Origin of the sequence: Pseudomonas sp. D4002, assembly GCF_013385665.1 — a bacterium.
GTDB lineage: Bacteria > Pseudomonadota > Gammaproteobacteria > Pseudomonadales > Pseudomonadaceae > Aquipseudomonas.
On the sequence record NZ_JACAPN010000054.1, the window covers coordinates 1 to 15,528 of the forward strand.

14 protein-coding genes are annotated in these 15,528 nt (G+C 62.5%); 2 read left to right on the forward strand and 12 right to left on the reverse strand.

The window, feature by feature from the left end:
- Positions 1 to 124 precede the first annotated feature (124 nt).
- The 9 genes from HX824_RS30405 to HX824_RS30445 form a co-directional block, all read right to left on the reverse strand.
- Positions 125 to 1,255: an MFS transporter gene (locus tag HX824_RS30405; protein WP_177055902.1), complete on the reverse strand. Its 1,131-nt coding sequence runs from the start codon at positions 1,253 to 1,255 to the stop codon at positions 125 to 127.
- Between the two features lie 75 nt (positions 1,256 to 1,330).
- Entirely contained in the window at positions 1,331 to 2,695 is a 1,365-nt protein-coding gene (locus HX824_RS30410) for an MFS transporter (RefSeq protein ID WP_102606436.1), read from the reverse strand.
- Between the two features lie 92 nt (positions 2,696 to 2,787).
- Complete coding sequence (locus tag HX824_RS30415; RefSeq protein WP_177055904.1) at positions 2,788 to 3,324, reverse strand: alpha/beta fold hydrolase; 537 nt, start codon at positions 3,322 to 3,324, stop codon at positions 2,788 to 2,790.
- 4 nt (positions 3,325 to 3,328) lie between these two features.
- Positions 3,329 to 4,105, reverse strand: coding sequence for a DNA-binding domain-containing protein (locus tag HX824_RS30420; protein WP_177055906.1), 777 nt, complete (start codon positions 4,103 to 4,105; stop codon positions 3,329 to 3,331).
- Entirely contained in the window at positions 4,102 to 4,953 is an 852-nt protein-coding gene (locus HX824_RS30425; RefSeq protein ID WP_087695391.1) for a DUF692 domain-containing protein, read from the reverse strand. Before HX824_RS30425 ends, HX824_RS30420 begins: the two co-directional genes overlap by 4 nt.
- 56 nt (positions 4,954 to 5,009) lie before the next feature.
- Complete coding sequence (locus tag HX824_RS30430; protein WP_003211275.1) at positions 5,010 to 5,282, reverse strand: hypothetical protein; 273 nt, start codon at positions 5,280 to 5,282, stop codon at positions 5,010 to 5,012.
- Between the two features lie 25 nt (positions 5,283 to 5,307).
- Positions 5,308 to 6,075, reverse strand: a complete 768-nt coding sequence (locus HX824_RS30435; protein ID WP_003211274.1) for an alpha/beta fold hydrolase — start codon at positions 6,073 to 6,075, stop codon at positions 5,308 to 5,310.
- A 45-nt stretch (positions 6,076 to 6,120) separates the two neighbouring features.
- Positions 6,121 to 6,549 (reverse strand): DoxX family protein, encoded by a 429-nt coding sequence (locus HX824_RS30440; protein ID WP_177036964.1) that lies wholly within the window; start codon positions 6,547 to 6,549, stop codon positions 6,121 to 6,123.
- Positions 6,546 to 6,818: a DUF2282 domain-containing protein gene (locus tag HX824_RS30445; RefSeq protein WP_003211270.1), complete on the reverse strand. Its 273-nt coding sequence runs from the start codon at positions 6,816 to 6,818 to the stop codon at positions 6,546 to 6,548. The genes HX824_RS30440 and HX824_RS30445 overlap by 4 nt, the downstream gene beginning before the upstream one ends.
- Before the next feature lie 576 nt (positions 6,819 to 7,394).
- On the opposite strand from HX824_RS30445, the gene HX824_RS30450 reads away from it, so the two are divergent.
- Entirely contained in the window at positions 7,395 to 10,220 is a 2,826-nt protein-coding gene (locus HX824_RS30450) for a winged helix-turn-helix domain-containing protein (protein ID WP_177055909.1), read from the forward strand.
- Between the two features lie 106 nt (positions 10,221 to 10,326).
- Here HX824_RS30450 and HX824_RS30455 read toward each other — a convergent pair whose 3' ends face one another.
- From HX824_RS30455 to HX824_RS30465, 3 genes are all read right to left on the reverse strand, one after another.
- Positions 10,327 to 10,776 carry a hypothetical protein gene (locus HX824_RS30455; protein ID WP_043225222.1) on the reverse strand — a complete coding sequence of 150 codons (450 nt, stop codon included), beginning with the start codon at positions 10,774 to 10,776 and terminating at the stop codon, positions 10,327 to 10,329.
- A gap of 80 nt (positions 10,777 to 10,856) precedes the next feature.
- Entirely contained in the window at positions 10,857 to 12,137 is a 1,281-nt protein-coding gene (locus HX824_RS30460; protein ID WP_177055911.1) for a HAMP domain-containing sensor histidine kinase, read from the reverse strand.
- The gene (locus tag HX824_RS30465) at positions 12,134 to 12,817 is read right to left on the reverse strand and encodes a response regulator transcription factor (RefSeq protein ID WP_003211262.1); all 684 of its coding nucleotides are present in this window, start codon (positions 12,815 to 12,817) and stop codon (positions 12,134 to 12,136) included. Before HX824_RS30465 ends, HX824_RS30460 begins: the two co-directional genes overlap by 4 nt.
- Before the next feature lie 213 nt (positions 12,818 to 13,030).
- On the opposite strand from HX824_RS30465, the gene bamA reads away from it, so the two are divergent.
- Positions 13,031 to 15,403, forward strand: coding sequence for an outer membrane protein assembly factor BamA (gene bamA, locus HX824_RS30470; protein ID WP_177021189.1), 2,373 nt, complete (start codon positions 13,031 to 13,033; stop codon positions 15,401 to 15,403).
- The last annotated feature ends 125 nt before the right edge of the window (positions 15,404 to 15,528 follow it).

Genomic DNA, 15,528 nt, shown 5'->3' on the forward strand with positions numbered 1-15,528 from the left:
AGACCTTTTGGTTACTTTTGGCTGGGCCGGCATTCCGGGCGTTTGCCAAAAGTGACCCGCTGTAAGAGCGGAACCCTAAGTGGCCGTTACCGAAGAAACGGATATGTACCCCCCTCCCCCCATCTCATGCTAAACCCCTGGCCCGCCAGCAAAACACCGCACTGACCGCAATCGCCGCCCCCGCCACGCCAAACACCCAAGGCGCCGACGCCACCGGCAACAACAACCCCGCCAGCAAAGGCCCAAGCCCCGCCCCCACATCACGCCACACCGCATTCGACGCCAACGCCGAAACCCGCATCGCCCCCGGATTACGCTCCGCCACCAGCGTCGTCACCAACGGCAACTGCAACGCCCGCAACACCAACACCGCCGCCGCCCCCACAATCACCCAATGACTACCAAACGCCCCCAACGCCAACGCACTGAGAAACGAAAACAGCAGCAACATCGACGTAGCACCAAACTGCTGCGCAGCACGCCCCCCCAGCGGACTCAGAAGCAACTCCGAAACATATCGCAGCGCCATCAACCCACCGGCAATCAATACCGCATTGCCACCCAGCAGCTTCTGCGCCTGAATCGACAGGCCAAAGATAAACAACCCATCCAGCGCCACCCCTTCGATAAACGACCAGGTCGCCACACTGTCAGGCAACTTGAACCGCCGCCCCGGCGTGCCATGCAAATTGTGACCCGCAGTCGGCAACCCCCGCGCCATCCACAACCCCACCAGGCAACACACCGCCAGAATCCAGAAGATCGGCCGCGGCCCCACCTGCAACGTCAGCCACCCACCCAACGGCAAGGCCAGCATCGGCCCCAGGGCAATCAACGCCCGCGACCGCCCCGCCCGCCGCGCCGCACCCAGCGGTTCAGAGGTAGCCAATACTTGAGTGGAAAGGTTCAACGCCGCAAAACACAGGCCCCAGACCAACCGCAGCCCGAGCAAGGCCGCAAACCCGGACAGCATCGAGTTGCCAAGGGCACACACCGCCGCCGCGCCGGCGGCAATGGAGCACGTCAGCCGATCACCGTTACGGGCGTAGAAATTCAGAACATGCCTGTAGCCGAAGATCCGCACCAGGCGGTTGGCCGCCAGCAGCACCCCGGCCTGGGCCAGGGTGATACCGAACGCCTGGGACTCCATCGGCAGCACCAGGTACAGCAACACGTCACTGGGCAGGCACAGGCCAAGGGTCAGCGCGGCACGGCGGGAGTGGGAATCAGCACTGCGTTGGGCCAGATCAGACATAAAAGCTGAAACATTCAGAATTATTTAGACGGCCACGGTAGCCGTCTACCTCAAGGTTTTACAAGGCCCAAATGATTAAACCTTGGCGCCGTCCTGCATCAGGCGCAACCCGCTGGCCACCGCGCCCACCAGGGCAAACCCGCAGCCCAGCCACAACGCGTACTGCGGGCCGCTGCTCAGGGACAGGTGGAAACACAACGCCACCAACGAAGCGCCGAGTGTCTGCCCCATCAACCGCGACGTGGCAACGATCCCGCTGGCTCCCCCGCTGCGGGCAATCGGTGCGCTGGTCATGATCGCCTTGAGGTTGGGCGACTGGAAAAAACCGAACCCGGCGCCACACAGGGCCATGCGCCAACCGATATCGAAGGTCGAGGCATCGTTGCCCAGGGTCGCCAGCGCGGCCATGCCCGCGCTCAACATCACCAGGCCGATGCCGCACAACAACGCCAGGGAGATACGGTCCGCCAGGCGCCCGGCAATCAGCGCCATCACCGCGACCACCGCCGGCCACGGCGTCATCAGGAAACCGGTGGCCACCTGGCTGTGCCCCAACACCGTTTGCAACAGGAACGGCAGCGACACAAACGCCAGCCCCTGGGCGCTGAACGCGCAAATCGCGGTGAGGGCCGACAAGGTGAACAGCGGGCGCTTGAACAGATCCACCGCAAGCATCGGCGCCGGGTGCCCGGCCTGACGGCGGATCAGCAACAGCCCGCACAGCAGCGCCACGGCGATCAGCCCCAGCGTCAACACCGCCTGCGCACCGTGCACCGCCGAGCCCAGGCCCAGCACCAGCAGGGCAAACAACCCGGCGCAGAGAATTGCCGCCAGCCGGTCGAAGGCATGCCCGGTGATCGGGATCACCGGAATCGCCCGCACCCCGAGCCACAGGGCCAGTGCCCCCAGGGGCAGGTTGATCAGGTACAACCAGTGCCAGGTAGCCACCGACAGAATCGCCGACGCCGCCGTCGGCCCCAGGGTAAAGGCCAGCCCCACCACCAATGAGTTATACCCCAGCCCTCGGCCGAGGATTTTTGCCGGGTAGATGTGCCGCAGCAGCGCAATGTTGACGCTCATGATTGCCGCAGCACCCAGGCCCTGCACCACCCGGGCGGCAGTCAGCGTCGGCAGTGACCAGGCCAGCCCGCAAAACAGCGACGCCACCACAAACACCAGCAAGCCGCCGAGGAACACCCGGCGGTGGCCGACCACATCACTCAGGGACGCAAAGGGCAGCACCGCAGCGATGGTCGCCAACTGGTAGGCATTGACCACCCAGATCACCGAAGCGGAGTCGGTGCCAATCCCTTCGGCCAGGGTCGGCAACGCGGTGTTGACGATGGCCGTGTCGAGGGTCGCCATGCCTATCCCCAGGGAAATGGCGACAACCGCCGCTAGACGCTTATCACTGGGCAACCCATCAGCTACTGAAGACATGGACAATCCGCACACGTGGCAAAGGCGTCTAGATTACGGGCAGCGGCCTTTTTTTTCAGCGGGCAAATGCGCGGCTGTCCAAATATTCATGTTCAGGTGCGCCATTTGCCCATCTGCGCCATCTGCACCAGCACCTCGGCCAGGGCGGGCTGCGGCGCGCTGTTGACGGTGACCAGCGCCACACAGCGGCTCGGCCGCAAGGTGGCCGCTGCCGTGACGGCACGACCGCCGAGATCGAACCCACCCAGCACAGCCTCGGGAATGTGCAAGGCGTTCATCAGGTCCAGAACGTCCTGGCCGAGAACGACTTCCTGAGTGACGGCGGGCGCAGCCTTGTCCAGTTGCGTGGTGCTGCCATGGCCTCGCAGGTACGGGATGACTACCCGAAAGCCTTGGGACACCAGATGCGGCGAGACCTCGGCAAAACGCTCAAGGTCGCCGTCAGCCCCATGCAGCAAAATGATCGGCCGGCCGCCTTCCGGGCCGGCTTCGTAGTAGCCGATATCCAGCAGGTCGGTGCTGACCTGGCGGATCGTCCAACGGGCGGGCGTCGCCATGACCGGCAGTGACAACGCCACTGAAGCAATGGCGGTGGAAATCAGAAAGCGCCGGCGATTGAAAAAAGACATGGTGTTAGAGCTCCGAAAAATGCGAGACAGAAAGGTCTTCAACGACCCCCACAATCAACTCGCTGCCGATCCAGCCGGCCAACAGCTCACCGGCTTTCGCGACGCCCTGCTCTTCCCCCAGGCGCGCTACCAGAAACTCGCACAACCCGGCAAAACTGCCGTCGCCTTGCAGGTGCACCAAGGCCTGGAACTCCAGCGCATCGACCTGGCGCAAGCGCGAAGTGAACTGCCGACGCCACACCAGCAACCCACCGGCTTCGGCCAGCGTCACCGCCTCGGGCGCCGGGGTTTGCTGCCACAATGCCGACCAGATCGCCTCGGCGTTGGTGGTCAGCCCATGGCAGCGCAGCGACGGCGTGAGTTGCAGGCGTGCCGTGTCCCAATCCACCGACGCCAGTACGTCCATGGGCAACGGGCTGGCATCGGCGGCGACAAACGCTTCATTGAGCGACGACTCGATCCAGGCCAGTTCATGCACGTCGGGATTGTTGGGGAACAGTTCGCCCAGGGTCAGGTGAAAACCCTCGGGATAGACGTCCAGGGTCCAGGCATGGGGCGGATGCCGGTCGATATGGCTGACGCACGCGGCCAGGAACGCCTCGTCCCCGACCCAGCGCCGCAGGTTGGGAAACGCCTGTTCCAGGCAACCCACCAATTGCGCGCGGTAGTTGTTCTGATACACCGCCAGTCCCGCGGCCTTGTTACCCAACATCTCGGCCGACTGCTCCGAGGCACTCACCAGCCAGGTATGAAAAGCCTGCTGCCATTGCGCGAGATTCATGAGCGCACCTGCGCACGCTTGTAGGCCTCGGAGGCACCGAGCATGCGGGCGATCGACAGCTCCTCCAGCAGCTCTGCCAGGGGCGGGATCTCGTCATCGCGCTCGATCATCGTGGCGACCGGGCCGAGCAACGCAACGGCCTTGGCATACAAGTCCCAGACGCCATCACACACCGGGCTGTCGTGGCTGTCGATCAGCAAATCGCGGCCCTGGCTATGGCCGGCCAGGTGAATTTGCCGGACCCGCTCGGCCGGAATCCCGTCGAGAAACGCGAGAGCGTCAAAGCCATGGTTGCTGGCGCTGACAAACACATTATTGACGTCCAGCAACAGCTCGCAGCCGGTGCGCCGGGACATGGCGGCGATGAATTCCCACTCGCTCATGGACGCGCCATCAAAGGCCAGGTAGCTGGACGGGTTTTCAAACAGCATCGTGCGGCCCAACACTTCTTGAGCCAGGTCGATATTGGCGCAGACCCGGTCCAATGCCTCATGGGTGTAAGGCACCGGCAACAGATCATGGGAGTTGAAACCCCCGCTGCGGGACCAGCTCAAGTGGTCGGACACAAACAGCGGTTCGATCTCGTCCACCAGCGACTTGAGGCGTTTCAGGTAATCGCGATCGAGGCCCTCGGCCGTGCCGATCGACATCGACACCCCGTGCAGCGCCACCGGATACCGCTCGCGAATCTGGCGCAGGATGTGCCGGGGCTGGCCGCCCGCGACCATGAAATTCTCGGAGATCACTTCAACGAAATCCACCGCCACCGGGTTCTCCAGGAACTCGCTGTAGTGTTCCTTGCGCAGCCCCAGGCCATAGCCTGGAAAACGCGGGTTGGGTGTCGGCATCATGTGGGCTCCGTTGCATAAATAGGCGGCGGGCCCAACCTGGGCCCGCCGGGGTGTTACTTCGGTTCGGTAGTGGTGCCGCCCAGCTTCAGGCACTCGGACGGGGTCTTGACCACAACGCCCTGGCCCTTGCAGCTGTTGAGGCCCTTGCAATCGTTCTTGGCCGTGGCGCACAGGCTTTCGCCCTTGCAGTTGTTCACGCCGTAGCAGCGACCCGGCTGTTCCGGCTGGTCGGCGGCGCTGGCGGCGGCCGCGAAGGAAGCGGACGCCATGGCGATCAGGGCGGCAGCAGTGGCAAGGCTCAAGCGGGATTTGATGGATGTGCTCATGGGTATTACTCCTCGGGGGTGGGGTTTATTTGATGACGGATGCCGCGTCTTCGATGACCTTCGCCACAGCCTCGGGCTGGGAGATGTACACCGAGTGGCTGGCCTTGATTTCAGTGACTTTCGAGCCGGCGCGCTTGTACATCCAGCGCTGCAGATCGGGGCTCAGGGCACGGTCTTCGGTGGACACCACGGCGTAGGTCGGCTTCTTGTGCCAGGCCGCGGCCCACACGGTGCCGCCGAACAGCGCGGTGGTGGCCGGCACCTGGGAGGCGGCCATGAAGTCGGTGCGGTTGGTGGTCAGGTCGGCAGCAAAATCGGCATTGAACTTGGTGCGATCAAAGAACAGATGCCCGTCGCGGGTCTGCATCACGTCATTGCTCGGCGCCGGCATCGACGACAGCAGCTGGCTCATGTTCTCGCCGACTTCCGGTTGCAGGGCCGAGACATAGACCATCGACTTGACCTTGTCGCGGTCACCGGCAATCGAGATCACCCCGCCGCCGGAGCTGTGACCCACCAGCACCACCGGGCCGACCTGCTGCTCCAGCACTTCGCGGGCCTCGGCCACGTCGGCGGCGAGACTTTCATGGCCCTGATGCACCACGGTGACCTTGTAGCCCTTGTGAATCAGGATGTCGTGCACCACTCGCCAGCCGGAGCCGTCGACAAAGGAACCAGGCACGATCACCACGCTTTTACCGGTGCCCGGCTGGGGCTTGGCTGCATCGGCGGCCGAGGCCACCAACGGTGTAGCGAGTGCCATGGCGATCGCCAGGGAAGAAAGAATACGCATGCGACTCTCCACAGGCCTTGGGGCCTGATCATTGTTGTGAAAGGGTTAACGGCGTTGGCCGGACAGCAAGCGGTCCAGTGACCAGGCCCCGCCGCCATACGCCAGCAGCGGCAGCAACAAGCCCGCCCAGGTCAGGTGGGTCGGCCAGGCGTCGGGGTACACGAACACCTCGATCACCAGGGTCATGCCCAACAGCGCGGCAGCCGCCGGGCGGGTCAGCAGGCCCAGCACCAGCAACAGCGGGAACAGATGCTCGGCGTAGGTCGCCAGGTGCGCTGCCCAGTCCGGCGGCACCAGCGGCAAGGCGTATTCCGAGCGAAACAAGGTGTAGGTCGACGGCTTGAGCTGCAGGAAACCGGTCACCTTGGTGCGGCCCGAGAGGAAAAACACCGAAGCGATCCCGAGGCGGGCCACCAGCAACAGCAGCGCCTCAGGCAGCACACGCTTGAGCACCGCAGGGGCCAGGGCAATCATGGTTGTTCCGTCAGGCTGCCGAAGCCTTTGGGGGTTTTGATCTGGGTGCAGGTGCCTTTGTCCACCAGCACCCAGGCGTTGCCCTGGTAATCCGCCTTGGCGGTGCCGGCGCAGGAAGTCCCGGCACCGGCGGCGCAATCGTTGGCACCGGCGAGGGACACGCCGAAGCATTTTTCCTGAGGCTTGGCATCCTCGGCATGGGCGGTGGCGGCGAAGGCACCGAGGGACAGTGCGAGGGTGGCGGCAAGGGCTGCGTAATGGCGCTTCATTGTTGAATCTCCTGGCTTGACTGAATGTGGCCAGGGCGCTTGTGCGGTGGGTGACCGCCTGCGCCATCTGGTAGACAGATTTAAAGCCAGGCGTGTATCCCGTCTGTGTCGCGTTTCCTCCTTCTATTCATGCCGGTGTATCAGGTGGGTGCTGATACACAGTCTGATACACAGCCAAAAAAACCACGCCAAACCACCGCCGTTTTATTCGGCATCCCGAACGACACAATTAGAAATATTCGCCTTTCCGAACACCCACCTTCCCCCGCTTTCGACGACCTCAAAAATCCCCATAAATTTCATACGGTTGTTGTCATCTTTGTTACATGCCAACTGGCATACATTCTGCTACATCAGGTTTTCTAGTAATAAAATGTTTCTAAATTGAAACAGTCTCATCGCCTGAAACCCAACGGCCCCGCGCCCTATAACAACGTCCATGCCCCAAAGGAGGGCGACAACTCTCACCTTTTTGATCGACTTCAACTCTCCAAGCCTGCTGCCGCACGTAAGCACCCAAAAGGGCGAATGGCCTGATCGCCAATAACAAGCCCGACTACAAAAAAGGACAAATTGATGAGTTCGAGCAAATACCCCGCAGTGTCCTTCACGGACCTCGTCCCCCAGGCCCCGGACCACACCGAGAATGCAATCGGTTTTGGCCCCTTTCTCTTGTTGGCGCGCCAGCATGTATTGCTGCGCAACGGCGAGCCGGTGACCCTCGGCAGCCGCGCCTTGTACTTGCTGATCGCCCTCGCCAGCCGGGCTGGCGAGTTGCTGGAAAAGTCCGAGCTGATCTCTTTCGCCTGGCCCAAGGTGGTGGTGGAGGAATGCAACCTGCGCGCGCAGATCGTTGCGCTGCGCCGGGCGCTGGGGGATGACGGCAACTTCAGCTACATCGTCACCGTGCCGGGCCGGGGTTATCGGTTTGTCGCGCCGGTGACGATGCAGGCAGTGAGTGAAGGCGCCATCGCCCAGGCGCTGGTACCCGCCCCGACGGTGGACGTGCCCAACCTGCAACCGCCGCCCAGCACAGTGATTGGTCGCGAACAGCTGATCCTGAGCCTGGCCGACCAGGTACTGAGCCAGCGTTTCGTGACCATCACCGGCCCCGGCGGCATCGGCAAGACCACCGTGGCCCTGGCCGTGGCGCAACTGCTGCAGGGCCGCTTTCACCAGGGCATGTGCTTCGTCGACCTGGCCCCCGCCACCAGCGGCCAATGGGTGGCCGGCATGCTCGCCAACGCCCTGGGCATTCAAAGCGTAAGTGACGAGCCCTTGCAAAGCGTGGCCTCGATGCTCGCCAACAGCCCGTTGCTGCTGGTGCTCGACAACTGCGAGCACGTGCTGCAAGCCACCGCCGACGCGGTCGAGGTGCTGCTGCGTTGCGCGCCCCAGTGCTGCGTGCTGACCACCAGCCGCGAGCCGCTGCGGGCCGAGGGCGAACGGGTGCACGACCTCGCACCGCTGCTGGTGCCGGACGAAGACTTAAGCCTGAGTGCCGAGCAAGCCATGACGTGGTCCGGCATCGCCCTGTTCATCGAACGGGTCAAGGCCCTCGACCCCGGCTTCGTGTTCAAGGACACCGACGTCGCCGCCGCCAGCGCCATCTGCCGCAAGCTCGACAGCAACGCCCTGGCCATCGAAATCGCCGCGGCGCGGGTCCGCACCTTTGGCATCCAGGACCTGGTGGGGTTGCTCGACGGCAGCTTCCGCCTGCAAATGACCGGCCGGCGCACCGCCCTCGCCCGCCACCGTTCACTGAGCGCGACCCTGGACTGGACCTACTCGATGCTCACCGGCGACGAACAGGCCATGTTGCGCCAACTGGCGGTGTTCACCGGTTCTTTTACCCTGGACGCGGTCAAGGCCATGACCGCCAGCAGCACCCTCGATGCACGCAATGCCCTGCCCTTGCTTGAAAGCCTGATGGACAAGTCGCTGCTGATCGCCGGTGAATCGCAGTTGCTCAAGCGCTACCGCCTGCTGGAAACCACCCGCGCCTACGCCCTGGAGAAACTCAACGAACACGGCGAAGCCGACGCCACCCGCCAGCGTCATGCACTGTATGCGCTGGGCGTATTGCAGGAAGCCGGGCAGACCCTCGACGGGCTTTCTCCCGAGACCTGGATCGGCCTCTACGGCCCGGAAATCAACACCATCCGCACCGCGCTGGAGTGGGCCTTTTCAGCCTCGGGCGACCTGCCCACCGGCATCGAACTGACCCTGGGCGGTGTGCCGCTGTGGCTGCGCCTGTCGCTGGTCAGCGAGTGCCGCACCTGGGTCGACAAAGGCCTGGCCAGCGCCGCCATCACCCCGCTGCCGCTGCGCCAGCGCATGCTGTTGCAAACCGCTCTGGCCAGCGTGCTGATGCTCACCTATGGCACCGGCGGGCCAATGCGCGAAGCCTGGCGCCAGGTGCGTGAAGACGCCCGCGACCTGGGCGATGCCGAGCACAAGCTGCGGGCGCTGTGGGGCCTGTGGAGTGACCGCTGCGGCTGCAACCAGTACGCCGAAGCGCTGGAATTGGCCGAGCGCTACATCAGCCTGAACAACAGCGGCAACCAGCAACTGCTGGGTAAACGCATGCGCGCGCTGGCGTTGTTTCACATGGGGGACCTGGCCGGCGCCCGACAGAATATCGACGAGGCGCTGGGGTCACCGTCAGCCCCGCGCTCGCATATTATCGACGTGCATTTTGACCAGCGCATCGCCGCCCGCTGCCTCAAGGCACAGGTGCAGTTGCTGGAAGGCGACGTCGACCCGGCACTGCGCCTGATCGGCAGTTGCGTCGATGAAGCCATCACCCTCGATCACCCCGCGACACTCTGGTACACCCTGTGCCTGGGGGCAATTCCGCTGGCGCTGTTGGCGTCCAACCTGCCCAAGGTGCGGTACTACCTGGGCTTGCTGCAAGACAGCACGACCCAGCAGGACCTGCACATCTGGCGTCAGTTTCGGCTGTGCTTCGAGAGCATCCTGCTGATCCGCCAGGGGTCGCCCGAAGAAGGCGTGCCGTTGCTGGGTGAGGCCTTGCATCACCTGCATGGCCAAGGCGACAGCCAGCTTTATAGCTTGCTGCGTTGTGAATACGCCCTGGGGCTGGCGCGGCTGGGCCTGGAGAAACTGGCGCTGGAGGTGTTGGAAGACACCCTGCAATTGGCGCTGGGCCGGCATGAGCGCTGGTTCGTGCCGCAGATGTTGCGGATCAAGGCGCAGCTGATTCTGCGCCAGGCCCAGTACGGGTCGGTGGACAAGGCCAAGGTGTTGCTGCGCCAGGCGTGGGTAGATGCGCAACTGGCCGGGGCGCATTTCTGGCGGGCGCAGATTGCCAGTGACCTGGCCAGGTTGCAGGAGCCGAAGATGCGGATTGCTTCGTTGCCAAGGTTTCAACACCGGTAGAGGCTGCCGGCAGGTAACGGTAAAAAGGGGACGGTAAAAAGGGGACAGATTTATTTTATAAATAAATCTGTCCCCTTTTCGCTCTTTTTGAACTCCGGCAGCCGCGCTATTGATCCGCTGCATAAATGACGGTTTGCGCACTGTCGGGTGCAGCGGGTCGGCGGGTGAAGTAGGTGTCGCCTTCATCCGTATGAATCTCGTATTCAAACTTGCTGGTCGCGCGGCCCGTGGCGGTGGCGTGCTTGATGATCTTCAGCACACGCTGGAATTTCACACTTTGGGTGCCGTTCTGGTTGGGCCCGGTGAGCACGTTGACGCTTTGAAACCAGCCGTCGTTCTTCTTGTTCGCCACCAGGGCGCCGGTCATGGCTTCAAACCGCTCCAGCCGGGTAAAGCCCCACAATGTCTGCTCTTCCACGGTTTGGCCGAGGGCCGCAGAGCCGGTAAACACGAACAGGTTGATCGCCGGGCTGTCTTCACAGAAGAAATCGTAAGGCACCAGGCCGTCGACCATTTTCTTGCCGGCCACGAAGCCTTTTTTGTGCACCTGAAACATCGCCACCTCCACGCCAATGGCGTCACTGAACATCAGCTCACGCAGGAGAAAAGTCTAAAGGCGCAGGGCGTACAGGGCGGTCAAGCCAATGTAATATCGTGTAAAGATCCCACCCGAGGCAGGATGATTTCCACGCTCAACCCGCCGGACGGCTCGTTGTGCGCCTCGATGGTGCCGCCATGCATTTCCACGGACCTCAAGGCGATCGCCAGGCCCAGTCCGAAACCGGCATCGGTGTCATGCGGGCCACGTTCGAAAGGCTCGAAAATACTCCGCAACCGCAGGTTTTCAACGCCCGGACCCTGATCGGTGATCAATACCCGCAGCCAACGGGCGTCGGGGCTGACCTCCGCCGAAACCCGCACCGTGGTATCAGGCTGCGTGTAGCGCACGGCATTTCGAATGACATTTTCGAAACACCGATACAGCAGCTCGCCGCTGGCCCGACTGACAAAGTCCGGACACGCCTGCAAGCTGACACTGCAGCCTTTGATACCCGCCTCGAACTGAGCATCCTCGACAATCACGGCCAGCAATTCGACGATATCCACCGGCTCGCGCTCGATGCTTTCGGGACGGCCCTGCACACGCGCCAGGGTCAGCAGCGCCTCGATCAGCGTGTCCATGCGCGCCGATTCACGCTGGATGCGCCCGAGCATTTCCTGGCGTGCCGGGTCTTGCTGCAACAGCCCGATGGCCACTTGCAGGCGCGTCAACGGTGAGCGCAGTTCATGGGAGATGTCGTGCAACAGCTGTTGCTGGGCTTCCACCAGCAGCTTGAGCTGGTTGGCCATGCGGTCGCAGTCTTCGGCCAGGTCGACGATTTCATCACGGCGCTTGCCCATCATCGGCCGCACCCGGGTTTCGAAGCGGCCCAGCGCAACGTCGCCCATCGCCCGCCGCAGATAAGCCAGCGGCCACGCCAGGTAGTAGGCCATGTACCCACTGAACAGCGCGCTCATCAGCGTGCCGATGATCAGCGGGATCCAGTGGCCCAGGCGCCCGGGTTCGTGGGGAGGATGGGAAGACCTGAGGGACAGCCTGACCCCGTCCTTGCTGATGAGCGACTGTTCATAGGCCGACTGCGGGACCGGCGTGCCGGCCAGCAATTGACCGGCACTGTCATAAACGCCAATGGCTTGGCCGTGGGGTGGCTGCCACACCGCCAGGAGCTGGCGGCCCGACTCGACACCGTACTGTTCCAGCAACTGTTCTTCGCTGGCCAGGATCGCATCCAGATGATGGTCCCCGGGGCCCAGGCTGCCCGCCACGAGAATGCTCAAGCCCACCAGGAACGTCAGGCTGGTGGCCAGCCAAAAGGCCAGGAACAGTTTCCAGAACAGCCGGCTGGGTTTCATCATTCGGCGATCAACAGGTAACCGAGGCCACGCACGCTCTGGATCCAGGCCTTGGCATCCGGGCGCGGGCCCAACTTCTGGCGAATGCTGCTGATATGCACGTCGATGCGCCGGTCATAGCGGGTCAACGGGCAGCCCAGGGCATTGAGCGACAGGTCCTTTTTGCTCACCACCTGGCCGGCGCACCGGGCCAGCACTTCAAGTAGGCTGAATTCGGTACTGGTCAGCCCCAGTGCGCAGCCTTTCCAGAGGGCCTGGCGCTTGCCGGGCCAGAGCACCAGGGCGCCGGTCTTGATCACGTCAGCGGCCGGCGGGTCCACGGGCTGCACCCGGCGCATGATCGCGCGCAGCCGCGCCACCAGTTCACCCGGGGAACTGGGCTTGGGCACATAATCGTCCGCGCCGAGTTCCAGCCCGGTGATCCGGTCGATGTTGTCGCCCCGGGCCGTGAGCAACACCACCGGCACCTGGCTGCTGGCCCGGATACGCCGGAGCACCTCGATGCCCGAGAGCCTGGGCAGCATCACGTCCAGCACCACAATGCTGTAGCGCCCCGACAGTGCCTCGACCTCACCCTCCTCGCCGGTGTGCACGCAGGTCGCCTCAAAGCCTTCATGCTCCAGGTATTGGCCCAGCATTTCAGTCAGTTCCTGGTCATCGTCGACTAGCAATACGCGGATCATGGCGAGCTCGTGAAAGGGTACCCCCACAGTATCGCCCAGCCTCATCGCCCCGGGGCCAACCTTTACCTAACTTGACACTTGGTTAACCGCACCAAACCCGCGCCGCTCTTATGCTTGCCGTCCACCCGTCTGGCCGCGTTGTGGTGACCCGTCTGCGGCGAGTCATCCCGGCGCGCTTGCGCTGCTTGTCGATGTGTTCTGGAAAAGATCTTGATGAATTTTTCGCGCCTGCTCTGCTCGGTTGCGCTGCTGCTCAATGTCACACTTGCACACGCTGAAGCCTTCAAAATCTCGGATATCCGTATCAATGGTCTGCAACGGGTCTCGGCGGGCAGCGTGTTTGGTGCCTTGCCCCTGAACGTGGGGGACGAAGCGGATGACCGACGGCTGGTGGATTCCACCCGTGCGTTGTTCAAGACCGGCTTCTTCCAGGACATCCAATTGAGCCGCGACGGCACGGTGCTGATCATCAATGTGGTCGAGCGCCCATCGGTGTCCAGCATCGAGTTCGAAGGCAACAAGGCCATCTCCACCGAAGACCTGCTCAAGGGCATGAAGCAGTCGGGCCTGGCCGAGGGCGAGATCTTCCAGCGCGCCACCCTGGAAGGCATGCGCAACGAACTGCAGCGCCAGTACGTGGCCCAGGGTCGCTATTCGGCCACGGTCGACACCGAAGTGCTGCCGCAGCCGCGTAACCGCGTGGGCCTGAAGGTCAAGATCGACGAAGGCTCCGTGGCCGCGATCCAGCACATCAACGTGGTGGGCAACCACGTGTTTACCGACAAGGAACTGATCGGCACGTTCACCCTCAAGACCAGCAACTGGCTGTCGTTCTTCACCAACGATGACAAGTACGCCCGTGAAAAACTCACCGGGGACCTGGAACGCCTGCGCTCCTATTACCTGGACCGTGGTTATATCAACATGGACATCACCTCGACCCAGGTGTCCATCACCCCGGACAAGAAGCACGTCTACATCACCGTCAACATCAACGAAGGCGAGAAATACACGGTGCGTGACGTGACGCTCAGCGGCGACTTGAAAGTGCCCCAGGACCAGCTTGAAGCCCTGTTGCTGGTGCAGAAAGGCCAGGTGTTCTCGCGCAAGCTGATGACCACCACCTCGGACCTGATCACCCGGCGCCTGGGTAACGACGGCTACACCTTCGCCAACGTCAACGGCATGCCCACGCCCCACGATGAAGACCACAGCGTGGACATCGTGTTTGCGGTCGACCCGGGCAAACGGGCCTATGTGAACCGCATCAACTTCCGTGGCAACACCAAGACCGACGACCAGGTGCTGCGCCGGGAAATGCGCCAGATGGAAGGTGGCTGGGCGTCGACCTACCTGATCGACCAGTCCAAGGTTCGCCTTGAGCGCCTGGGCTTCTTCAAGGAGGTCAACGTCGAAACCCCAGCCGTGGCGGGGGTCGACGACCAGCTTGATGTGAACTACGCGGTCGAAGAACAAGCGTCCGGCTCGATTACCGCCAGCGTCGGTTTTGCCCAGGATGCCGGGCTGATCCTTGGCGGTTCGATCACCCAGAACAACTTCCTGGGCACCGGAGATTATGCCAGCCTGGGCCTGACCCGCTCGCAGTACCAGAGCAAGTACAACATTGGCTTTACCAACCCCTACTTCACGCCGGACGGGGTGAGCCTGGGCTATAACGCGTTCTACAGTGCCACCGATTACAACAACTACTACGACGATGGCAGCGGTGTTTCCTACTACTCCATCAACAGTTACGGCCTGGGGGCCACACTCGGCTACCCGATCAATGAAACCTCGCGGTTGAGTTTCGGCCTGACGGTGCAACACGACAGTATCGACCCGGGCATCTACAGCTCTGATGAGATTTACGATTTTCTTCAGCGCGAAGGCAGTGAGTTCACCAACTTCAAGGCCAACCTTGGGTGGTCGGAGTCGACGTTGAACAAAGGCGTGATGCCGACCCGTGGTTACTCGCAGAACCTGAACCTGACGGTGACGCTTCCGGGCAGTGACTTGAGTTTCTACAAACTCGATTATTCCGGGCAGACATTTGTGCCGATCACCAATTCGACGACGCTGCGTTTGCATACCAAGCTCGGTTACGCCAACGGGTACGGCTCGACGGACGGCCTGCCGTTTTATGAAAACTACACGGCCGGGGGTGAAGGTTCGGTGCGCGGGTTTGAAAGCGGCACGCTTGGGCCGCGCAGTACGCCGGCGACCGGGGCGTATGCCAGTGCGGGCCAGCAGTACTACAGCGACCGCAGTCCCGAGGCGTTGGGGGGCAACATCCTGATTACCGGGGGGGCGGAATATCTGTTTCCGATGCCGTTCCTTAAAGATAATAAATCGGTGCGTACGTCTGTGTTCTGGGATGTGGGTAACGTGTATTCGGACAAGTGTGCCCTCAGTACTACCCAGGGTTGTAATGGGGTTGACCTGAGTCAGCTGGGTGCATCTGTGGGGGTTGGGGCTACGTGGTACAGCCCGTTGGGGCCGTTGAGTATCAACTTGGCGTTGCCGGTTCGTACGCCGGAGAATGCGACCAAGCAGGTGTTCCAGTTCTCCATGGGGCAGAATTTCTGATCTGCCTGGGTACATATCCGTTTTTGCGGTTATGGCCGCTATTGGTTCCGCTCTTACAGCGGCTCACTTTTGAAAAGCGCAAAAGTAAGCAAAACGCTCTTGCCCCACCACTCGGCACCTCGCTT